The organism is Streptomyces flavochromogenes (assembly GCF_000717595.1).
GTDB classification, from domain to species: Bacteria; Actinomycetota; Actinomycetes; order Streptomycetales; family Streptomycetaceae; genus Streptomyces; species Streptomyces flavochromogenes.
This window is the reverse complement of sequence record NZ_JNZO01000007.1, coordinates 166,259-187,639: the sequence shown is the minus strand read 5'-3', so window position 1 is coordinate 187,639 and position 21,381 is coordinate 166,259. Positions and strand designations below refer to the sequence as shown.

Here is a 21,381-nt window from a genome sequence, read left to right as displayed (position 1 = left end):
CGATGTCGATGAGAGCTTAGCTCATTGTTACCTATGCTCACAATGAACATGGTCCTGATATTGTTCCCGCATGAGCACCTCCGCCGTCCCGACCGGACCCGGCCGTTCGGGGGAACCCGACGCCGACGGCCTCCTCGCCGAGCAGCTGCTGCGCCTCACCCGGCGTCTGCACCGCATCCAGAAGCGCCACCTGGAGCCGGTCGGCATCACGCCCGCCCAGTCCAGGCTGCTCCGCACGGTCGCACACTTCGGGGAGCCGCCCCGGATGGCCGACCTCGCGGCCCGGCTCGAAGTGGTCCCGCGCGCGGTGACCAGTCTCGTCGACGGCCTGGAGGCCGTCGACCGGGTGCGCCGGGTGCCCGATCCGAGCAACCGCCGGGTGGTGCGCATCGAGCTCACCGACGCGGGCCGCGCCACGCTGCGGGAGCTGCGCAGCGCGCGCCGGGCGGCCGCAGAGGACATCCTTGCTCCATTGACCGCCGCACAGCGCGAGGTGCTCGGAGGTCTGCTGTCCGCCCTGGTCGACCCCGGCCCGGAGGGCGGCTGCTGACCCTCGGGCGCGCGGACGCGCGAAGGGGAGCCGTGACATGCCGTTGTTCGAGCCGAACCCGCAGGCCCTTCGCCCCGGTACGAAGCGGAGTCCGGCCCCGGACCGCGTGCCGGAGCTCCAGGCCAAGGGGACGCCGAGGCGGCTGCGCGAGGAGCTCACCGAGTTCCTCGGTCCGGACAAGGTCCTCTCGAAGATCTCCGACCTCGTGCGGTACGCCTCCGACGCCAGCCCGTACCGCTTCGTCCCCCAGGTCGTCGTGGTCGCCGAGGACATCGACGACATCTCCACGATCCTGTCGTACGCGCACGGCAAGGGCCGCGAGGTCGTCTTCCGGGCCGCCGGGACCAGCCTCAACGGCCAGGCGCAGGGCGAGGACATCCTGGTCGACGTGCGCCGCCACTGGGCGGGCGTCGAGGTCCTGGACGGCGGTGCGCGGGCCCGGATCCGCCCCGGCACCACCGTCGTACGGGCCAACGCGGCACTCGCCCCGTACGGGCGGGTCCTGGGTCCCGATCCGGCCAGCGCCATCGCCTGCACGATCGGCGGGGTCGTCGCCAACAACGCCTCGGGCATGACGGCCGGGACGACGAGGAACTCGTACCGGACGGTCGCCTCGCTCACCTTCGTGCTGCCGAGCGGGACGGTGGTCGACACGGCCGACCCGGCCGCCGACGAGGAGCTGGCGCACGCCGAGCCGCGGCTGTGCGCGGAGCTGATGCGGCTCAAGGCGGAGATCGAGGCGGACACCGGGCTCACCGACCGGATCCGCGCCAAGTACGCCATCAAGAACACCAACGGCTACCGGCTCGACGCCTTCCTCGACGGCGACACCCCGGTGCGCATCCTGCGGGGTCTCATGGTGGGCTCCGAGGGCACCTTCGGTTTCATCTCCGAGGTCGTCTTCGACACCCTGCCGCTGGACCGCGAGGTGTCCTCGGCCCTGCTCTTCTTCCCCTCGCTGCCGGCGGCGGCCGAGGCCGTCCCCCTCTTCAACGCGGCGGGAGCGCTGGCCGTCGAGCTGATGGACGGCAACACCCTGCGGGCCTCGGTGAGCGTGGCGGGCGTCCCGGCCGACTGGGCGGAGCTGCCCAAGGAGACGGCGGCGCTCCTGGTCGAGTTCCGGGCGCCGGACGCGGCCGCGCGCGAGGCGTACGAGCGGGCGGCGGCGGAGGTCCTCGCCGGACTCGATCTGGTGGCCCCGGTGGCCTCCGTGGAGAACGCGTTCACCACGGACCCGAAGCGGATCTCCGGCTACTGGAAGGCCCGCAAGGCCTTCGTGACGGCGGTCGGCGGCTCACGCCCCTCCGGTACGACCCTGATCACCGAGGACTTCGCGGTACCCCCGGCCCGGCTCGCGGAGGCCTGCGAGGCCCTGCTCGACCTCCAGTCCCGGCACGGCTTCGACGCCGCCGTGGCCGGCCACGCCGCGCACGGCAACCTCCACTTCCTGCTCGCCTTCGACGCGGGCGACCCCACCGACGTCGAGCGGTACGCGGCCTTCATGGACGAGTTCTGCAAGCTGACCGTGGAGCGGTTCGACGGCTCCCTGAAGGCGGAGCACGCCACCGGCCGCAACATCGCGCCGTTCCTGGAGCTGGAGTGGGGAACCCGGGCCACGGACCTCATGTGGCAGGTCAAGGAGGCCATCGACCCCGACGGGGTGCTGGCCCCGCGGATCGTCCTGGACCGCGACCCGCACGCCCATCTGCGGGGGCTCAAGACGATCCCCACCGTGGAGCGGATCGCCGATCCCTGCATCGAGTGCGGCTTCTGCGAACCGACCTGTCCCAGCAGCGATCTGACGACCACTCCGCGCCAGCGGATCGTGCTGCGCCGGGAGATGATGCGGCAGCGCGACGGCTCCCCGGTCGAAAGCCGTCTGCTGGAGTCGTACGGCTACGACGCCGTCGACACCTGCGCCGGCGACTCCACCTGCAAGCTGGCCTGTCCGGTGGGGATCGACACGGGCGCGCTGATGAAGGAGTTCCGGCACGAGCGGCACACCTCGCGCGAGGAACGGATCGCCGCCCTGGCCGCGAAGAACTTCCGCGCGGTGGAGGCCTCCGCGCGCCTCGCGGTCGCCGCGGCCGACCGGATCGGCGACCGGGTCCTGGAGTCGGTGACGGGCCTGGCGCGCCGGGCGGTCAGCACCGACCTCGTACCGGAGTGGCTGCCGGAGATCCCGGGCGCGGCGGCGCGGCGGCTGCCCCGCACCCACCGTCCCGCGGCGGTCGCCGTCTACTACCCGGCCTGTGTGAACCGGATCTTCGGGAATCCGGACGGCGAGCGGGGCCCTTCCCTCCCGGAGGCCGTGGTCGCGTTGTCGGCACGCGCGGGGAAGCCGGTGTGGATCCCCGACGACGTGGCCGGAACGTGCTGCGCGACGATCTGGCACTCCAAGGGGTACGAGCGGGGCAACGAGGTGATGGCGAACCGCATCGTCGAGGCGGCCTGGGGCTGGACCGCGGGCGGGACGCTGCCGCTGGTGGTGGACGCCTCCTCGTGCACGCTGGGCATCGCGCACGAGGTCGTGCCGTACCTGACGGAGGACAACCGGGCGCTGCACGCCGAGATGACGGTGGTCGACTCGCTGGTGTGGGCGGCGGACGAGCTGCTCCCCCGGCTCGACGTACGCCGGAGGGTCGGTTCCGCCGTGGTCCATCCGACCTGCTCGATGCGGCACCTGGGCGACGAGGACAAGCTGACGGAGCTGGCGCGGGCATGCGCCGAGGAGGTCGTCGTCCCCGCCGACGCGGGCTGCTGCGCCTTCGCGGGCGACCGGGGCATGCTGCACCCGGAGCTGACGGCCTCGGCGACGGCCAGGGAGGCGGCCGAGGTGACGGCGCGGCCGTTCGACGCGCATCTCTCGGCCAACCGGATGTGCGAGATCGGGATGGACCGGGCGACGGGCCGCAGGTACGGGTCGGTGCTCCTCGCCCTGGAGCGCGCGACACGACCCTGACGCCCTTCGCGTTCTTGGCGGCCCCTCACCCCGCTGTGGGTGCGGGGCCTTTCGTACGTTCGGGTGAGGGAGGGTGTCCGGTACGGCTCGGTCCGAGATCCGGAACAGTACAGTCCAACCACCCGTCGCGAGAGTCCTGTCGGCGCCTTGCGCACCGTCGGTCACCGGGGCCTGGGTCCTGAGCGGGATTCATGAAACAGCCGTGCCCACAGCTCCGGGAGGTTCCATGAACGAGCAGCCACCGCACGACCCGAGCCGCCGCGGGGTCCTCAGGACCACCGCCGCCGCGGCCGGGGCGGGTCTCGGCATCAACGCCCTCGGTGTCCCGTCCGCGGGGGCGGCGGCCCCGGCCGCCGCCCCCGCCGCCGCATCACCCGTCGTGACCGCGGCCGCGCCCCGGCGCCTCGGGGCCACCATGGCCGGGGTCCCCTTCACGGGCCGCTCCACCGTCCGGGTCGGCATCGTCGGCTACGGCAACCGGGGGGCCGGCATGATCGGCCACTTCCTCTCGCTCCCCGGGGTCCGGGTGAACGCCGTCTGCGACCCCGTGCGCGACAAGGTCGAGCGGGCCGCCGCGGCGGTGGTCGCCGCCGGCCAGCCCGCCCCCGCCGTCTACGCGAACGGCGAGAACGACTACGAGAACCTCTGCGCGCGCACCGACCTCGACCTCGTGTACGTGGCCACCCCCTGGGAGTCCCACTTCCAGATCGCCCGCGCGGCGATGCTCAACGGCAAGCACGTCGGCGTGGAGTGTCCGGTCGCGATGCGGCTCGACGAGCTGTGGGCGCTCGTCGACCTGTCGGAGCAGACCCGCCGCCACTGCATGCAGCTGGAGAACTGCTGCTACGGCCGGAACGAGATGCGCGTGCTGCGGATGGCGCACGCCGGAAAGTTCGGCCGGCTCCTGCACGGAGCGGGGGCGTACAACCACGACCTGCGCGGTCTGATGTTCTCCCCGACGTACTACGAGGGCCCCTGGCGGCGCCGCTGGCACACGCAGTTGAAGGGCGACCTCTATCCCAACCACGGCTTCGGTCCCGTCGCCACCTACATGGACGTCAACCGGGGCGACCGCGCGGTGAGCATCAGCAGCTTCGGCACACCGGCGCTGAGCCTCGCCGAGTACCGCGAGGAGCACATGCCGCCCGGCGACCCGAGCTGGAAGGAGACGTACATCGGGAGCGACCGGACGATCAGCCTGATCCAGACGGCCCAGGGCCGGGTGATCCGTCTGGAGCACGACGTCTCCACCCCGCACCCGTACAGCAGGATCAACAGCCTGGGCGGCACCCGGGGCGTCTTCGAGGACTACCCGGCCCGGATCTATCTGGAGCCGGACCACAAGGACGACCAGTGGGCCGACTTCGCCGCGTACGCGGGCGAGTTCGACCACTGGCTCTGGAAGGACCACGGCAACCCGCCGGGCGCCCACGGCGGCATGGACTACATCATGGTCTTCCGCCTGATGCAGTGCATGCGGCTCGGACTGCCGCCGGACTTCGACGTCTACGACGCCGCCACCTGGACGGCGCCGGTGCCGCTGAGCCACGCCTCCATCAAGGCGCAGGGCGCGCCGCAGGAGATCCCCGACTTCACGCGCGGCGAGTGGCGCAAGGCCCGCTCGGGCGTGGATTCGGTGAAGCCCGCCTGACGGCGGGACTCCCGGCGTACGGTGCCCGGCCTCCGCGTGCGGGGTCCGGGCACCGCCCTGTTCAGCAGCGCCGCAGGTCCTGGGTGACCGTTCCCTGAACGGCCGTCAGGCTCCGGTCGTAGCAGCCGTCGGAGCCGTACAGCCGGTAGCGCTCGTTCGTGGTCGCGACCGCGTGCCGCTGGTCGCGCGGGACACCGGTGGTGTACGTGGCGTCCCCGGTGTACGTGTCGTCGAGCCGCGACCAGGACAGGCGCCGTCCGTCGCGCAGGACCGTGGTGTCGGCGCGGTCCCCGAGGGTGAGGACGGTCCGCAGCCGGTCGCCCGTGCCGATCGTGGTCTCGCCGTCCATGGTGTACGTCCGGTCGGCGCGGGTGACGGTCCGGCCGCTGGTCACGGTCTCGCGGTCGGTCCAGCGCGCGGTGAACGCGTCCGGGTTCTCCCCCTCGCCCCAGCGGTGCACGGAGGTGTGGGCGACGGTCCGGTCGACGGTGGTGGTGACCCGGCCGTGCGAGGTGTTCAGGTGTCCGGCGACGGTGAGCCGGTGGCCGGCGTCGGTGTCGAGCCGGTGGAGGGAGTCCGCGGTGCCCGCCGTGTGGACGGAGGAGTTGCGCGGGGCCGTCTCCTCGTGGCGGTCGAGGCCGCCGGTGACGACGCGGCTGCCCTCGTCCTGCCAGAGGAGCACGTTGGTGGGGGTGGACCACCCCGACAGCCCGGCCGGGACCCCGGCGACGGTGACCTCCACGCGGTGGGCGCGGCCGTCGTTGAGTACGGCTGCGAAGGGGGTCAGGTCGTAGAGGATCGGCTGGACGTCGAAGGCGCGGGGCCCGGGGGTGACGTACCAGAGGAAGGGGTTCGACCAGCCGCCGGTCCAGACGGTGGGGAAGGGTGCGGCGATGCCGGCGAGGCGTCCGTCGACGGAGACGCGGACCTCCCGGTGCGGTCCGTCGGTGGCCCGGCACGAGTAGGGGGCGGCGTCGGGGACGGAGAGGTACCAGTACTCCTCGCAGCCGCCGCCGGAGCCGGTGGCGTACACCTCGGCGAGGACGCGCTCGGTGTTGCGCGGGGTGGTGAGGGCGGGGCCGGTGAGGGGGATCACCCGGTCGGGCGTGCCGGCGGCGGGTTTCACACGGCCCTGGGCGGTGTGGAAGGTGAGGGTCACGCGGACGTCGAGGACCCCGGTGTAGGTCTCGTTCACGACATTGCCTATGAGCATCTCGACGGCGCCGGGGCGGCTGAGGGTGTCGCGGTAGCGGGTGACGTCCTTCTCGACCGACCAGGTGATGCCGTCGGGCGAGGGCTGCGGCGTCGAGGTGCGGAGGATCTCCACGCCTCCGACGGTGAGGTACCCGAGGCGGTCGTACTGGCGGCCCTTCACGTGTCCTTCGAGGCGCAGGACGACCTTGTTCCAGCGGGTGCCGCATTCCTTCGGCGGGGTGTATCCGCCCTGATAGGGCGTGAAATCCCGAAACCGGGCGGCGGCGAGGACGACCTCGCAGCTGCGGGTGCCGGGCGTCTCGACGGGCGGGGCGGCGGTGACCGGGTCGTGCCAGTCGCTCGTGAACTCGGCCGGGGGCGTCGGGCCGTTCGGACCGTCGGCGGCGGCCGGGTGGGCGGTGAGGAGCGCGCCCGCGGCGAGGACCAGGCCGCTGAGCATGCTCATGATCTTGAGTGATCTCATGGGGCTGGAGTGAAGCGCGCTCGGCACCGTGCGGTCCAGAGGACGATGAGCGGACATGGCGCGATCTGTTCCCCCGTGTGGAAAATCGATTGCCGCTCCCGGGGGAATTCGCGAACCTTGCACGGCTTTCCCCGCCGTCGCACACCCCCGGCGCGCGTTCCCCCAGTCGAGACCCGGAGACCCTGGGACGCCATGCAGATTCGAGATCTTCCCTACGCCGACCCCGGGGTCCCCGACGTCCGCTCGGGCACCCGGTTCCTCGTCTGGCTCGGCCGTCAACAGCTCGGCGGGCAGGTGAAGTCCATGCTGTGGGGACTTCTGCACCATCTGGGCATCGCCGGACTGCCCCTCGGCATCGGCATCGCCGTGCAGTCGGTCGTGGACCGCGACGGCGGGCGCCTCGGGCTGGCCGGAGTGCTGCTCGTGGTGCTGGGCGCCGCGATCTCGGCCGGTGACGTGATGCTGCACCGCACCGCCGTCACCAATTGGATCACGGCCGCCGCGCGCGTCCAGCAGCTCCTCTCCCGCAAGACCGCCGAACTGGGCTCCGTCCTGACCCGGCGGGTCGCCGCCGGCGAGGTCGTCGCCGTGTCCACCGGCGACGTCGAGAAGATCGGCTGGTTCGTCGAGGCGCTGTCGCGCTTCGCCGCGGGCGCCGTGGTGCTCGTCTTCATCTGTGTGGGCCTCGTCGTCTACCAGCCCGCCCTGGGCGTCGTCGTGGCCGTCGGTGTCCCGGTCCTCGCCCTCGCCGTGCTGCCGCTGCTCCCCCGCGCGACCCGCCGGGCGGACATCCAGCGCGAGAAGGCCGGCAAGGCCACCGAGCTCGCCTCCGACACCGTCGCCGGACTCCGTGTGCTGCGCGGCATCGGCGGAGAGGAGCTGTTCCTCGGCCGCTACCGCGCCGCCTCCCAGGAGGTCCGCACGGCCGCCGTGCGCAGCGCCCGGATGTGGGCGCTCATCTCCGCGATCCAGGTCGTGCTGCCCGGCATCCTGCTCATCGTCGTGGTGGCGTACGGCGCGCGGCTCGCGTTCGACGGGCGGATCACGGTCGGCGAACTGGTCACCGTCTACAGCGCGGTGGCCCTGACCTACCACCCGCTGCGCAACTTCGAGGAGATCGCCATGGCCTTCTCCTTCTCCCGGCCGTCCGCGAAGCGGGCCGCCCGGGTCCTGGCGCTGGCCCGCACGACCGGCACCACCACCGCGGACGACGGGAACGAGGACCGCACGGCGGCCGGCGACCTGTACGACCCGCTGACCGGGCTGCTCGCGCCGGCCGGCCGCTTCACCGCGGTCGTCTGCGGCGACCCGGACGTGGCCGGACGGCTCGCGGACCGGCTCGGCGGCCACCCGGCCGATCCGGGCGAGGACCACACCTCGGTGCTGCTCGGCGGGGTCCCCCTCGACGAACTGCGGCTGGACACCGCCCGTACGGCCGTCCTCGTCCAGGACAAGGACCCGGTCCTGCTCTCGGGCACCCTCCACGAGCTGCTCGACGTGCCCCGCTCCGGCGAGGTGCTCCCGGACCGGGCCCTGGCCGCCGCCCAGTGCGACGACGTCCTCGACGCGCTCGCCCAGGCGTCCGTGGACACCGACGGCGATCCGATGCGCACCCGGATCACCGAGCGGGGCCGGTCGCTCTCGGGCGGCCAGCGCCAGCGGCTCGCCCTCGCCCGGTCCCTGGTGACCGACCCGGAGGTGCTCGTCCTCGACGAGCCCACCTCGGCGGTCGACGCGCACACCGAGGCCCGGGTCGCCACCGGCATCGGCGCCCTGCGCGCGGGCAGGACCACCGTGGTCCTGGCCTCCTCGCCGCTGCTCCTGGACCGCGCCGACCGGGTCGTCCTGGTCCACGAGGGCCAGGCCGTCGCCGTCGGCACCCACCGCGAACTGCTCGCCCGTGAACCCCGCTACCGCGCGGTCGTCACCCGCGAGACCGACGAGGAACTCGCCGCGGCGGCGCCGCCCGCCGCCCTCGACCCGCTCGGCCCGCTGGAGGGGCACGCCGACGACGAACCGGGCGGCGGACTCGACGCGACCGACGAACTCGAAGCACTGGAAGGGGAATCGGCATGATCGGCCTGGCGCCACCGGAGTACGACCCGGCGGCCCCGACGACGGCGACGACACTGCCCGTCGCCGCCGACGCCACCGTCCGCGGTTACGTTCGCGAGCTGCTGCGCCGCCACAGACGGGCGTTCGCACTGCTCATCGGGGTGAACGCGGTCGCCGTGATCGCCTCGATGGCCGGCCCGTACCTGCTCGGCTCGGTGGTGGACCGGCTGGCCACGGGCGCGCGTGAACTCCATCTGGAGCGCACGATCGCCCTGTTCGCGGCCGCCCTGCTCATCCAGACCCTCTTCGTCCGGCTCGTCCGGCTGCGCGGGGCCATGCTCGGCGAGGAGATGCTCGCCGACCTGCGGGAGGACTTCCTCGTCCGCGCGGTCGGCCTGCCGCCGGGCGTCCTGGAACGGGCCGGTACGGGCGACCTGCTCTCCCGGATCACCACGGACGTCGACCGGCTCTCCAACGCGATGCGCGAGGCCGTGCCCCAGCTGGCCATCGGTGTCGTGTGGGCCGGATTGCTGCTCGGCGGCCTCGCGGTCACGGCGCCGCCGCTCGCGCCGGCCGCGCTGCTCGCCGCGCCGCTGCTGATCGTGGTCTCCCGGTGGTACTTCCGGCGGGCGCCGGCCGCGTACCGCTCGGAGTCCGCGGGGTACGCGGCGGTGGCCGCCGCGCTCGCCGAGACGGTCGACGCGGGCCGCACGGTCGAGTCGCACCGCCTCGGCGCGCGGCGGATCGCGCTGTCGAACCGGCGGATCTCGGAGTGGGTCGCCTGGGAGAGGTACACGCTCTTCCTGCGCTCGGTGCTCTTCCCCGCCGTCAACCTCACCCATACGACGGTGCTGCTCGCGGTGCTCCTGTTGGGCGGGGTGTTCGTCCTCCAGGGCTGGATCGACGTCGGGCAGCTGACGACGGGCGCGCTGCTCTCCCAGATGCTGGTGGACCCGATCGGCATCGTGCTCCGCTGGTACGACGAACTCCAGGTCGCGCAGGTGTCCCTGGCGCGGCTCGTCGGCGTCCGTGACATCGAGCCGGAGGCCGGCGACAGGGAGGTACGGCCCGAGGGCCGGGCCGTCCGGGCGGACGACGTCAGGTTCGGCTACCGCGAGGGTGTCGACGTGCTGCACGAGGTGTCCCTGAAGGTGGCCCCCGGCACCCGGCTGGCGCTGGTCGGCCCGTCCGGCGCCGGCAAGTCGACCCTCGGCCGCCTCCTCGCGGGCATCTACGCCCCGAGAACCGGCTCGGTCACCCTCGGCGCGGCCGAGCTGGCGCGGATGCCCGCCGAGCGGGTCCGTGAGCACGTGGCCCTGGTCAACCAGGAGCACCACGTCTTCGTGGGCTCGCTCCGCGACAATCTGCTCCTGGCCCGGACGGGGGCCACGGACACCGAGCTGTGGGGGGCGCTCACGGCGGTGGACGCGGAGGTCTGGGCACGGGGGCTAGACGAGGGCCTGGACACCGAGGTCGGCTCGGGCGGCCGTGCGCTGACTCCGGCGCAGGCCCAGCAGATCGCGCTGGCCCGGCTCGTCCTCGCGGACCCGCACACCCTGGTCCTGGACGAGGCGACCTCGCTGCTCGACCCGCGCGCGGCCCGGCATCTGGAGCGGTCCCTCGGCCGGGTCCTGGACGGGCGGACGGTCGTGGCCATCGCGCACCGGCTGCACACCGCGCACGACGCCGATCTGATCGCGGTGATCGAGTCCGGCCGGATCAGCGAGCTGGGCAGCCACGCGGAACTGGTCGCGGCGGACGGGGCGTACGCGGCGCTGTGGAGGTCGTGGCACGGGTGACGCCCGTGGGAAACGGGCCGGGCCGGGGTGTCGTACGACGCTCCGGCCCGGCCCGTTTCTCCCGGGCCCTGATCAGTAGCCGACGGTGAAACGGCGCTGGACGAAGCGCGGCAGCTCCGCCTCGTCGACGAGGGCGACGGCCGCGTCCTCCGCCGAGACGCGGCTGCGCCCCTCGGCGTCGCGGACCGGCTGGTCCTCGCCGACGCGGAAGCGGCCGGTGCGCTCGCCGGGGGCGATGTCCTCGGCGGGGCTGAAGTAGGTCCAGCGGCGGTTGGAGGTGCGCAGCACGTTCAGTGCGTCGCGGTGGCCGCGTACCGCCGCCGCGTAGGCGCGGGGCAGGCCGACTTCGTCGAGGGTCTCGTGGAGCCGTTCCTCCGCGTCGGCGAGCACGACGCCGGGCTCGACCTCCAGGCTGCCCGCGCCGCCGACCACGATGAGCCGGGTCCTCGGGTGGCTTTCGAGGGCCTTGAGCAGGGCGCGGGCCGCGGTGGCGTAGACCCCGGCGTCGGCGATCGAGCGCCGGACGGTGTCCGCCATGTCCCGGGCTGCGTTTCCGGGCTGGAAGGCGCTGATGAGGACGTCGAGTCCGGGCAGGGCGGCGGTGATGCCGGCCGGGTCGAGGACGTCGAGGCTCGCCCAGGTGATGTTCTCGCGGGTCTCCCGCGCCGCCGCCCCGGTGGCGTCGCGGCTGAAGGCCCTGATGTGGTGCCCTCGCTCCAGGGCCTCCGCGACGACGCGGCTGCCGATGGTTCCGGTGGCTCCGACGACTCCGATGTGCATGGCTCTCCCCTGTGCTCACACCCTCGGTCGCCACCGACGTGACGCCGTGAGAAAACTATACGCCGTGAAGTGCACGGCGTGCAGTTTCCATACGGCGACCAGGAGAGGGATAGGCTGCCCGCATGACCGGGACATCGGGAACGACCACGGGGACGGCTCCGGCCGGGCGCGGCCGCCGCGAGCGGCTGCGGGCCGAGACCACCGCCGAGATCAAGGACACGGCTCTGGGCCTGATGGCCTCGGGCGGTCCCGACGCCATCACCCTGCGGGCCATCGCGCGCGAGATGGGAATGACGGCCAACGCGATCTACGGCTACTTCGCCACCCGCGACGACCTGGTCACCACGCTCATCGACGATGTGTACTCGGCGCTCGCCGACGCCGTGGAGGCGGCCTGGGCGCACGCCCCCGCCGAGGGCCCCGCCACCCGGATCCTCGCCTGGGCCCGCGCCTTCCGCACATGGGCCCTGGCCAACCCCGAGGGCTTCCGGCTCGTGTACGGCGACCCCGTGCCGGGCTACCGGGCGCCCGAGGAAGGGCCCGCGCCGGACGCGGCCCGCCGGGTCTGCACCGGCCTCGCCGGACTCGCCGCGGCGGCCTGGCCGTACGCCGAACCGCTCTACCGGGACAGCGCGTTCGGCTGGGACGACTTCGACGCCGGGCTGCTCGACAAGGTGCGCCCGGCCTTCCCCGACCTGCCGCCGGCCGGCGTCGCCCTCGCGCTACGGCTCTGGGGGCATCTGCACGGACTCGTCGCCCTGGAGGTGTACGGGCATCTGGGCCGCCAGACCACGAGCCCGGACAAGCTGTTCCAGGAGGAGCTGAACCGGCTCGTGACGACGCTCGGGGTACCGAAGACCAGCGGCTAGCTAGAGGAAGCCGAGCGCCGAGGCTCCGCCCACCCCGCCGAGCACCATGAACGCGGGCATCAGGACCTTCAGCTCGACCCAGCTGCCGGCCCGGAAGCGCATGCCCTTCGGCGGGCCGAGCGGGTACCACCGCTTCCGGCCGACCGGGATGGGCCACAGGATCGGGCAGCCGGAGACGGTGAGCGCGTCGCCGATGTCGTGGACGAGGGCACCGAGCACGATCGGAAGCCCGAGCCACAGGTACTCCTGGCCGGGGCCGGTGAAGAACCAGTCCGCGCCGTTGCCCGGCTGGTCGAGGACGCCCGCCAGGATCCACGCGCTGGTCGCGCCGAGCAGCCAGACCAGGACGTCGCTGGACATCCGGGCGGCCCGCCACAGCAGGCCCTCCACGGCGAGGACCAGGTGCACGAAGAGGATCGCGAGCACCGCCCACCGGCCGCCGGTGACCGCGGCGACGGACGCGCCGCCGCCGATCAGGACCGCCCAGAGCCAGGTGTGGGTCAGGGTCCGGTGGCCGCCCGACCTGCGGGGGTCGGCGGAGGAGCGGGTCGCCTTGTAGACGGCGTACGACAGCTTGTCGACGATCTCGCACAGGCCCTTGGAGACCGGTCCGAAGGCCCGCGAGATGGTCGCTGACTTGTGGTCCAGGTCGGGGGCGAGGGCCGCGCCCGCGCAGATGAGTGCGCCGACGACGAGAACCGGCCACGGCATCGGGCGGTCGAAGGCCGCCGCGGCCGCTCCGACACCCAGCCAGGCCGCCGCTCCGGACAGCGAGTGTGCCGGTCCCATCATGGTTGGCCCGCCCCGTTTCTCCCCTGCCGGCGCTCAGTTGACGACCGGTCGACGGACGAGCCTATCGTCCGTGATCTTCGAACCGGTGGCCGGTTCCCTCATCCGGGCGGAATCCAGGCAAGATGGGGGCGTGACCCTTATCGATCAGCTGCCGCCGACCGCCGACCCCGACGCCCTCTTCGAGGCCTTCTCCTCCTGGGCCGAGGACCGGGGCATCACGCTCTACCCGGCCCAGGAAGAGGCGCTGATCGAGGTCGTCTCCGGGGCCAACGTGATCCTCTCCACGCCCACCGGATCGGGAAAGTCGCTGGTCGCGGCGGCTGCCCACTTCACCGCGCTCGCGAACGACCAGGTGACCTTCTACACCGCGCCGATCAAGGCGCTGGTGTCGGAGAAGTTCTTCGACCTGTGCAAGATCTTCGGCACCGAGAACGTCGGCATGCTGACCGGCGACGCCTCCGTGAACGCGGACGCACCGGTCATCTGCTGTACGGCCGAGGTGCTGGCGTCGATCGCGCTGCGGGACGGCAAGTACGCCGACATCGGCCAGGTCGTCATGGACGAGTTCCACTTCTACGCCGAGCAGGACCGCGGCTGGGCGTGGCAGATCCCGATCCTGGAACTCCCCCAGGCACAGTTCGTCCTCATGTCGGCGACGCTCGGTGACGTGTCGATGTTCGAGAAGGACCTGACCCGGCGCACGGGCAAGCCGACCTCGGTGGTCCGCTCGGCGACCCGGCCGGTGCCGCTCTCCTACGAGTACCGGCTGACCCCGATCACGGACACGCTGACGGAGCTTCTGGAGACCAGGCAGGCGCCCGTCTACATCGTGCACTTCACGCAGGCGCAGGCCGTCGAGCGCGCGCAGTCGCTGATGAGCATCAACATGTGCACGCGCGAGGAGAAGGACAAGATCGCCGAGCTGATCGGCAACTTCCGCTTCACCACCAAGTTCGGCCAGAACCTCTCGCGTTACGTCCGGCACGGCATCGGCGTGCACCACGCGGGCATGCTGCCGAAGTACCGGCGGCTCGTCGAGAAACTGGCGCAGGCCGGCCTCCTGAAGGTGATCTGCGGGACGGACACGCTCGGCGTGGGCGTGAACGTTCCCATCCGTACGGTGCTCTTCACCGCCCTCACGAAGTACGACGGCAACCGGGTGCGGACCCTGCGCGCGCGCGAGTTCCACCAGATCGCCGGCCGCGCCGGCCGGGCCGGCTTCGACACCGCCGGTCTGGTCGTCGCCCAGGCGCCCGAGCACGTCATCGAGAACGAGAAGGCGCTCGCCAAGGCCGGCGACGACCCGAAGAAGCGCCGCAAGGTGGTCCGCAAGAAGGCGCCGGAAGGCTTCGTCGCCTGGAGCGACACCACCTTCGACCGGCTCATCGACGCCGAGCCGGAGCCGCTGACCTCGCGCTTCAAGGTCACCAACATCATGCTGCTCTCGGTGATCGCCCGCCCGGGCAACGCCTTCGAGGCGATGCGCAAGCTCCTGGAGGACAACCACGAGCCGCGCAAGGCGCAGCTGCGGCACATCCGCCGGGCCATCGCGATCTACCGCTCCCTGCTCGACGGCGGTGTGGTGGAGCAGCTGGACACCCCGGACGCCGAGGGCCGCACGATCCGCCTCACGGTCGACCTCCAGCAGGACTTCGCGCTCAACCAGCCGCTGTCGACGTTCGCCCTCGCCGCCTTCGACCTGCTCGACCCCGAGTCCCCCTCGTACGCCCTGGACATGGTCTCCGTCGTCGAGTCGACGCTCGACGACCCGCGCCAGATCCTCGCCGCCATGCAGAACAAGGCGCGCGGCGAGGCCGTCGGGCAGATGAAGGCGGACGGCGTCGAGTACGAGGAGCGGATGGAGCGGCTCCAGGACATCTCGTACCCGAAGCCGCTCGAGGAGCTGCTCTGGCACGCGTACAACATCTACCGGAAGTCGCACCCGTGGGTCGGCGACCACCCGGTGTCGCCGAAGTCGGTCATCCGTGACATGTACGAACGGGCGCTGACCTTCACGGAGTTCACCTCCTGGTACGAGCTGGCGCGCACCGAGGGCATCGTCCTGCGGTACCTCGCGAGCGCGTACAAGGCGCTCGACCACACGATCCCCGACGACCTGAAGACCGAGGACTTGGAGGACCTGATCGCCTGGCTGGGCGAGATGGTGCGCCAGGTGGACTCCTCGCTGCTCGACGAGTGGGAGCAGCTCGCCAACCCGGAGGTCCAGACGGCGGAGGAGGCCCAGGAGAAGGCCGACCAGGTCAAGCCGGTCACGGCCAACGCCCGCGCCTTCCGGGTCCTGGTGCGCAACGCGATGTTCCGCCGGGTGGAGCTGGCGGCCCTCGACAACGTGGACGCGCTCGGCGAGATGGACGCCGAGGCGGGCTGGGACGCGGACGCGTGGGGCGAGGCGATGGACGCGTACTGGGACGAGTACGACGACCTCGGTACGGGCCCCGACGCGCGCGGCCCGAAGCTGCTCGCCATCGAGGAGGACGCGGCCCACGGCCTGTGGCGCGTCCGGCAGACCTTCGCCGACCCGAACAACGACCATGACTGGGGCATCAGCGCGGAGGTGGATCTCGCGGCCTCCGACGAGGAGGGCCGTGCGGTCGTCCGCGTGACGTCCGTCGGACAGCTGTAGAGGAGAGGGCTGACGTGACCAATCCCGCCGAGAGGCTCGTCGATCTGCTCGACCTGGAGCAGATCGAGGTCAACATCTTCCGCGGGCGGAGCCCGCAGGAGTCGCTGCAGCGGGTCTTCGGCGGGCAGGTCGCCGGGCAGGCCCTCGTCGCGGCCGGCCGCACCACCGAGGGCGACCGGCCGGTGCACTCGCTGCACTCCTACTTCCTGCGGCCGGGCCGGCCCGGCGTGCCGATCGTGTACCAGGTGGAGCGGGTGCGGGACGGGCGGTCGTTCACGACCCGCCGGGTCACGGCCGTGCAGGAGGGCCGGACGATCTTCAATCTGACGGCCTCCTTCCACAAGCCGGAGGAGGGCGCGTTCGAGCATCAGCTGCCGCCGCGGCACCTGACCGACCCGGAGAGCCTCCCGGACCTCGCCGACGAGATCCGCGAACACCTCGGCGCCCTGCCGGAGGCCCTGGAGAGAATGGCCCGTCGGCAGCCCTTCCAGATCCGGTACGTGGACCGGCTGCGCTGGAACCAGGACGAGGTCAAGGGCGCGGATCCGCGGAGCGCGGTGTGGATGCGGGCCGTGGGGCCGCTCGGCGACGACCCGCTGATCCACACCTGCGCCCTGACGTACGCCTCGGACATGACGCTCCTGGACGCGGTACGCATCCCGATCGAGCCGCTCTGGGGCCCGCGGAGCTTCGACATGGCGTCGCTGGACCACGCGATGTGGTTCCACCGGCCGTTCCGCGCGGACGAGTGGTTCCTGTACGACCAGGAGTCCCCGATCGCGACGGGCGGCCGGGGACTCGCGCGGGGCCGGATCTACGACCGCGAGGGGCAGCTCCTGGTGTCGGTGGTTCAGGAGGGCCTCTTCAGGAAGCTCTGAGCCGGGTGCCCGACCGGACAGGGCCGGTCAGGCCCGGTCCCGTCCCGTCACTCGTACTCGGTGCCGCCCTTCCGCGTCAGGTAGGCCGGGCTGACCGCCTTGGCGATGGCCCGGCCGCCGACGACCGGGCTGTACCGCTCGGTCGCGGGCCGGATCACGACGCCCTCCCGCAGGTGGGTCTCCCGTCCCGAGACGGTCTCCCGGCCGCTCGCGTGGACGAGGACCGTGTCCAGGTCGTACGGGCCGGAGTACAGCCGCGGTACGAGCGGGACCTCGCCGGCCTCCAGGACCTCGGCCGGGTCCAGCCACACCACCCGACCGTCGATCTCGGCCGACACGTCGAACAGCGCGTAGCCGACGGTCTCGGAGCGGGCGTCGGCGCCGTAGGCCAGGTCCTGCACCCCGGAGCCGTAGACCTCGCCGAAGAAGCCGACCCGGCGGGCGCCGAGACGTTTCGCCACTCGCTCGGCGACGGCGGGCAGGCCGTGACCGTGGACGGCGCGCCAGTACAGGTTGCGCGGGTCCTCCTGGAGGGCCAGGCCCTTCGACCCGAAGCCCTTGGACGAGACGTGGACGCGTCCCTCCTCGGCGAGGAAGGTCATCAGGCAGGCCGTGCCGTGGAGCTTCTCCGTCAGGACGACGGGCTCGCCGGGCTCGAAGATCTCCGGATACCGCTGAAGGTTCTCGATGTCGACCCAGGGCAACAGGTCGGGCGCGACCTCCACGTCACCGCTCATGGTCGGCGGTATCGGCGGCACCCACTTGGTGATCCCCAGCGTCTCCGCGAAATCGGTCCGCTCGGCCGCCGCAAGGGCCAGGTCGGCATCGGCCAGCGCGCCGGGCCGGCACACGATTCCCTGCGACAGCTCCCCGCGCAGCCGTACGGCCTTGACCCGGTCCGAGTTCCCGCCGGCGAGCCGTCCCGTGAGCCCGAGCTCCTCGACGAGCGCGGTGGGCAGCACGGCCTGCTCCGGGATGTAGACGGCGGCGTCCCCGGTCCGATACGCGCCCTTGGCGACGACGGCCCGGTAGAGGCCGACCTGTGCCAGCTCCAGGGCGTCGGCGTTCGGATGGGGATGGACGGTCAGGACTTCGGCGGTGACGCGCAGGGTCGACATCTCAGGACTCCGGGTGCTCGGGTTTCAGTCTCATCGGGGCCCACTGTGCCGACGGGGAAACGGCTGGGCGATCTTTTTTCCGGCTGGTAGCGTCACCGGGTTCCCGCCCAAGGGCCCTACAGGGCCTGGTCGATGCCCGGGAGGGTGTCCTGGTCCACCTCGTGGCGGCGGGTGCGGATGTCGGGCGCCGGCGGATGGAGTCTGGCGTCGCAGGTGGGGCCGAGGCCCGTGCGGCGGGAGTCGGCGCCGGTGAGGGGACGGCCGCAGAGGCGGCAGAGGATCCGGCGCGGTCGGGACCCCGGTTCCCCCTCGGGTCCGGAATCGATCGAGATTGCCAGTGGTTCGTCTCCCATGCTGAGATCAAACCCTATCCCCACGAGGAGCAGTCCATGAGCCTGTACGACATCCCGCTGAAGACCCTGACCGGCGATCCGGTCTCCCTTGCCGACTACCGGGACCGCGCGGTCCTGGTCGTGAACGTCGCCTCCAAGTGCGGCCTGACCCCGCAGTACGAGGGTCTGGAGAAGCTGCAGAAGGAGTACGGCGACCGCGGCTTCACCGTGCTCGGCGTGCCCTGCAACCAGTTCGCGGGCCAGGAGCCCGGCAGCGCCGAGGAGATCCAGACCTTCTGCTCGACGACGTACGGCGTCTCCTTCCCGCTCCTGGAGAAGCTCGACGTCAACGGCGAGGCCCGCCACCCGCTCTACACGGAGCTGGTGAAGGTCGCCGACGCCGAGGGCGAGGCCGGTGACGTCCAGTGGAACTTCGAGAAGTTCCTGATCGGCCGCGACGGCCTGGTCACCCGCTTCCGTCCGCGCACCGAGCCCGGCGCCCCCGAGATCGTCTCCGCGATCGAGGCCCAGCTTGTCTGACGTCGTGAGCGACACGGGGGTCGTCGAGCGACTGCGGGCCGCGGGCTGTGTCTTCGCCGAGGAGGAGGCGGAGATGCTGCTCGCGGCGGCGGCCGGGCCCGCCGAGCTGGACCTGATGGTCGAGCGGCGGGCTTCGGGCCTGCCCCTGGAGCACGTCGTGGGCTGGGCCGAGTTCGCCGGGCTGCGCATCGAGGTGGACGGCGGGGTGTTCGTCCCCCGGCGCCGTACGGAGTTCCTGATCGAGCACGCGGTGGACCTGGCCCCGCCGGGCGCCGTCTGCGTGGACCTGTGCTGCGGCTCCGGCGCGGCGGGCGCGGTCCTGCTCGACCGGGTCGAGGGCGCGGAGGTGCACGCCTCGGACATCGAACCGGCGGCGGTGCGCTGCGCCCGCCGGAACGTCGAACCGCGCGGCGGCCGGGTGTACGAGGGCGACCTCTTCGCCCCGCTGCCCCCGGAACTGCGGGGCCGTGTCGAGGTCCTGGTCGCCAACGTGCCCTACGTGCCCACGGGGGACATCGGGCTGCTGCCCCCTGAAGCCCGCGACCACGAGCCGCTCGTCACCCTCGACGGCGGCCCGGACGGTCTCGACGTGCTGCGTCGGGTCGCCGCCGAGGCACCGGAGTGGCTGGCGCCCGGCGGGCGGCTGCTGGTCGAGACGAGCGAGCGGCAGGCCGAGCGGGCGGTGGACGCGGTCACCGCCTGCGGTCTGGAGGCACACGTCCTGAGCTGCGAGGAGCGGTACGCGACCGTACTCGTGGCGACCCGGGCGGCCTGACGGGGGGGGCCGATGCGCTGCCGGACGGACCTCAGCGGCGCACGGCCTCGTTGATCACCGTAGGCTCCTTCCGGGAGCCGGGCCGCCGCCGGATGCCCGCGTAGACCACCGCCGCCACGATGTGCAGGGCCGCGATGGCGGCCAGGTCCCAGGCGGCCGAGCCCGAACCGGCCCCTCCGACGAGAGCGGCCCCGAGCGCCGCGGCCGAGACCTTCAGCCCGGCACCGATGGTGAACACCTGGGTCCGGCGGTTCGGCGGTGCGTGGTCCGCGCGCAGGCGCAGGGTGGCGGTCAGCAGGAGGCCGTCGCACACCCCGGCGGCCGCGAAGGCGGCCGCGCAGGTGAGCGGCCCCGGGGCAAGGGCCGCCACGGCGAGTGCGAGTCCGGTGCCGGCCAGGCCGGTCACGGCGAGGCGGACGGGGTCCGCGGCCGGCCGCAGCCGGGCGAGGGCGAGGGAGCCGGCCAGGGCGCCCGCGGCGAACGCGGTCATCAGCCAGCCGCCCGTGCCGGGGCGCCGCTGGCTGTCGGCGAGGAGGACGGCGGTCGTGGTCAAGGCGCCGAGCCCGACGAAGGCCAGAGAGGTGGCCGTGGTGATCGCCCGCAGTTCCCTGCTGCCCCAGACCGCCACCAGACCGGCGATCAGGTCACCCCGTACCGCTGAGGCGTCCGGCCGGGCGGCCGGGCGCGGAGGCAGGGGCAGCGCGCAGGCGAGCACCGCCGCGGCTGCCGCGGCCACGGCCAGGGCCGCCAAGGCCGCACCGGAGCCCACCGCCGCGGCAGCCGACCCGGCCGCTGCCGGGCCGACGACGCCGGCGGCGTTGTAGACCGAGGCGTCCAGGGCGTAGGCACGGTCCTGCTCCGGGCCGGGGCCGAGCATCAGGGCCGGCAGGCTGGAGAGACCGCCGGAGACGACCGGGCCGCAACAGCCGCCCGCCGCGGCGATGACGAGCACCGCGGGCAGGGGAAGGCGCCCGACGCTCATCGACAGGGCGGCGATGGCTGCGGCGAAGCCCGCGAGGGCGACCGAGTAGAACGCCCTGGGCCGCCGTGCGCGGGCCGCCAGGGCGCCGGCCGTCGGGGCCGCCAGGACGTGCGGGGCCATCCACGCCGCCAGGACGACAGCGCCCTGTGTCGCGTCGTCGAGGCGTTGCGCGGCGAGCATCACCACCCCCACCGCCATGCCTTCCTCGGCCGTCCGCGCACAGAACGCCGTCGCCAGGTAGAGCCTGGTGCCCCCGAGCCCGGACATGCCCGTCCCCTTCCGTAACGGCTTATCACGTAAAGACGTTACAGTAGAGGCGAAGGCCGGACCGGGCACCCCCGGCCGGCGGCGACGACAGGCATCTACGGCATGGAGGGCGCGCCGTGAACCAGCAGGGCTTCCAGCCCGCCCAGCGCTTGATCGACATCGCGAGCGCGGTACGGACCACCCCGGACCTCTCCCGGGCCGCGCTCGCGGAGCTCCTCGCCCACCATGACGAGAGCCCCGACGACCTGACCGGAGCCGCGTTCTCCGACGAGGACGCCCGGGAACTGCGGGACGCGGCCGTTCTGATGTCCGGGATCCTCGCCGAGGCCGACATCGACCGGGCCGCGCTCGCCCTCAACCGCGTGCTCGCCGCGCACGCCTCCGCGCCCCGGCTCTCCCGCCACGACGGGCACGCCTGGCACCTGCACGTCGACCACGGCGACGACGCCGGCTGGGGCACCTGGTTCCTCGCCTCCGGCGCCCTGGCACTCGCGCGGATCCTCAGCGAGCACGGGCGGGTCACCTGGGGTGCGTGCGAGGCCTCGAACTGCCGGAACTTCTACCTCGGCACCGGGCCCGGAAGCCCCCGCCGCTACTGCTCCACCACCTGCGCGTCACGCGCACGGGTCGCGGCCCACCGCCGCCGCAAGCAGCAAGCGGCCCCCACGGACGGCCGGCCGAGCCGCTGACGACGACACGGACGCCCCCG

17 protein-coding genes are annotated in these 21,381 nt (G+C 72.8%); 11 read left to right on the top strand and 6 right to left on the bottom strand.

Annotated features, from left to right (window positions below):
* Window positions 1-70: 70 nt before the first annotated feature.
* The 3 genes from IF00_RS0110775 to IF00_RS0110765 all read left to right on the top strand — a co-directional run bounded on the left by IF00_RS0110775 (window position 71) and on the right by IF00_RS0110765 (window position 5,163).
* Window positions 71-550, top strand: coding sequence for a MarR family winged helix-turn-helix transcriptional regulator (locus IF00_RS0110775; RefSeq protein ID WP_030316783.1), 480 nt, complete (start codon window positions 71-73; stop codon window positions 548-550).
* Window positions 551-587: 37 nt separating this feature from the next.
* Complete coding sequence (locus tag IF00_RS0110770) at window positions 588-3,512, top strand: FAD-binding and (Fe-S)-binding domain-containing protein (protein ID WP_030316780.1); 2,925 nt, start codon at window positions 588-590, stop codon at window positions 3,510-3,512.
* Between the two features lie 226 nt (window positions 3,513-3,738).
* Window positions 3,739-5,163, top strand: a complete 1,425-nt coding sequence (locus tag IF00_RS0110765) for a Gfo/Idh/MocA family protein (RefSeq protein ID WP_051820048.1) — start codon at window positions 3,739-3,741, stop codon at window positions 5,161-5,163.
* A 61-nt stretch (window positions 5,164-5,224) separates the two neighbouring features.
* Here IF00_RS0110765 and IF00_RS0110760 read toward each other — a convergent pair whose 3' ends face one another.
* Complete coding sequence (locus tag IF00_RS0110760) at window positions 5,225-6,841, bottom strand: peptide-N4-asparagine amidase (RefSeq protein WP_030316777.1); 1,617 nt, start codon at window positions 6,839-6,841, stop codon at window positions 5,225-5,227.
* A 192-nt stretch (window positions 6,842-7,033) separates the two neighbouring features.
* On the opposite strand from IF00_RS0110760, the gene IF00_RS0110755 reads away from it, so the two are divergent.
* Window positions 7,034-8,917, top strand: a complete 1,884-nt coding sequence (locus tag IF00_RS0110755; RefSeq protein WP_030316776.1) for an ABC transporter transmembrane domain-containing protein — start codon at window positions 7,034-7,036, stop codon at window positions 8,915-8,917.
* Window positions 8,914-10,695, top strand: coding sequence for an ABC transporter ATP-binding protein (locus tag IF00_RS0110750; RefSeq protein WP_030316774.1), 1,782 nt, complete (start codon window positions 8,914-8,916; stop codon window positions 10,693-10,695). The genes IF00_RS0110755 and IF00_RS0110750 overlap by 4 nt, the downstream gene beginning before the upstream one ends.
* Before the next feature lie 72 nt (window positions 10,696-10,767).
* Here IF00_RS0110750 and IF00_RS0110745 read toward each other — a convergent pair whose 3' ends face one another.
* On the bottom strand, window positions 10,768-11,475 hold the full coding sequence (locus IF00_RS0110745) for an NAD(P)-dependent oxidoreductase (protein WP_030316772.1): 708 nt from the start codon (window positions 11,473-11,475) through the stop codon (window positions 10,768-10,770).
* 122 nt (window positions 11,476-11,597) lie between these two features.
* On the opposite strand from IF00_RS0110745, the gene IF00_RS0110740 reads away from it, so the two are divergent.
* The gene (locus tag IF00_RS0110740; RefSeq protein ID WP_051820047.1) at window positions 11,598-12,344 is read left to right on the top strand and encodes a TetR/AcrR family transcriptional regulator; all 747 of its coding nucleotides are present in this window, start codon (window positions 11,598-11,600) and stop codon (window positions 12,342-12,344) included.
* On the opposite strand, the gene IF00_RS0110735 is transcribed toward IF00_RS0110740, so the two are convergent.
* Complete coding sequence (locus IF00_RS0110735; RefSeq protein WP_030316768.1) at window positions 12,345-13,136, bottom strand: metal-dependent hydrolase; 792 nt, start codon at window positions 13,134-13,136, stop codon at window positions 12,345-12,347.
* Window positions 13,137-13,206: 70 nt separating this feature from the next.
* Between IF00_RS0110735 and IF00_RS0110730 the strand changes: the two genes are divergently transcribed.
* Window positions 13,207-15,780, top strand: coding sequence for a DEAD/DEAH box helicase (locus tag IF00_RS0110730; protein WP_030316766.1), 2,574 nt, complete (start codon window positions 13,207-13,209; stop codon window positions 15,778-15,780).
* 14 nt (window positions 15,781-15,794) lie between these two features.
* On the top strand, window positions 15,795-16,658 hold the full coding sequence (locus IF00_RS0110725; protein WP_030316764.1) for an acyl-CoA thioesterase: 864 nt from the start codon (window positions 15,795-15,797) through the stop codon (window positions 16,656-16,658).
* A 47-nt stretch (window positions 16,659-16,705) separates the two neighbouring features.
* On the opposite strand, the gene IF00_RS0110720 is transcribed toward IF00_RS0110725, so the two are convergent.
* Both IF00_RS0110720 and IF00_RS0110715 read right to left on the bottom strand, forming a co-directional pair.
* Entirely contained in the window at window positions 16,706-17,776 is a 1,071-nt protein-coding gene (locus tag IF00_RS0110720) for an RNA ligase (ATP) (protein WP_030316762.1), read from the bottom strand.
* A gap of 116 nt (window positions 17,777-17,892) precedes the next feature.
* The gene (locus IF00_RS0110715) at window positions 17,893-18,129 is read right to left on the bottom strand and encodes a DUF6011 domain-containing protein (RefSeq protein WP_030316760.1); all 237 of its coding nucleotides are present in this window, start codon (window positions 18,127-18,129) and stop codon (window positions 17,893-17,895) included.
* Between the two features lie 36 nt (window positions 18,130-18,165).
* Between IF00_RS0110715 and IF00_RS0110710 the strand changes: the two genes are divergently transcribed.
* Window positions 18,166-18,648 carry a glutathione peroxidase gene (locus IF00_RS0110710; RefSeq protein WP_030316758.1) on the top strand — a complete coding sequence of 161 codons (483 nt, stop codon included), beginning with the start codon at window positions 18,166-18,168 and terminating at the stop codon, window positions 18,646-18,648.
* 4 nt (window positions 18,649-18,652) lie between these two features.
* Window positions 18,653-19,423, top strand: a complete 771-nt coding sequence (locus tag IF00_RS0110705) for a putative protein N(5)-glutamine methyltransferase (RefSeq protein WP_280922608.1) — start codon at window positions 18,653-18,655, stop codon at window positions 19,421-19,423.
* 31 nt (window positions 19,424-19,454) lie between these two features.
* Here IF00_RS0110705 and IF00_RS0110700 read toward each other — a convergent pair whose 3' ends face one another.
* Entirely contained in the window at window positions 19,455-20,672 is a 1,218-nt protein-coding gene (locus IF00_RS0110700) for an MFS transporter (protein WP_051820046.1), read from the bottom strand.
* A gap of 116 nt (window positions 20,673-20,788) precedes the next feature.
* Here IF00_RS0110700 and IF00_RS0110695 point away from each other — a divergent pair, with 116 nt between their 5' ends.
* The gene (locus IF00_RS0110695) at window positions 20,789-21,361 is read left to right on the top strand and encodes a CGNR zinc finger domain-containing protein (RefSeq protein WP_030316753.1); all 573 of its coding nucleotides are present in this window, start codon (window positions 20,789-20,791) and stop codon (window positions 21,359-21,361) included.
* Window positions 21,362-21,381 lie beyond the last annotated feature (20 nt).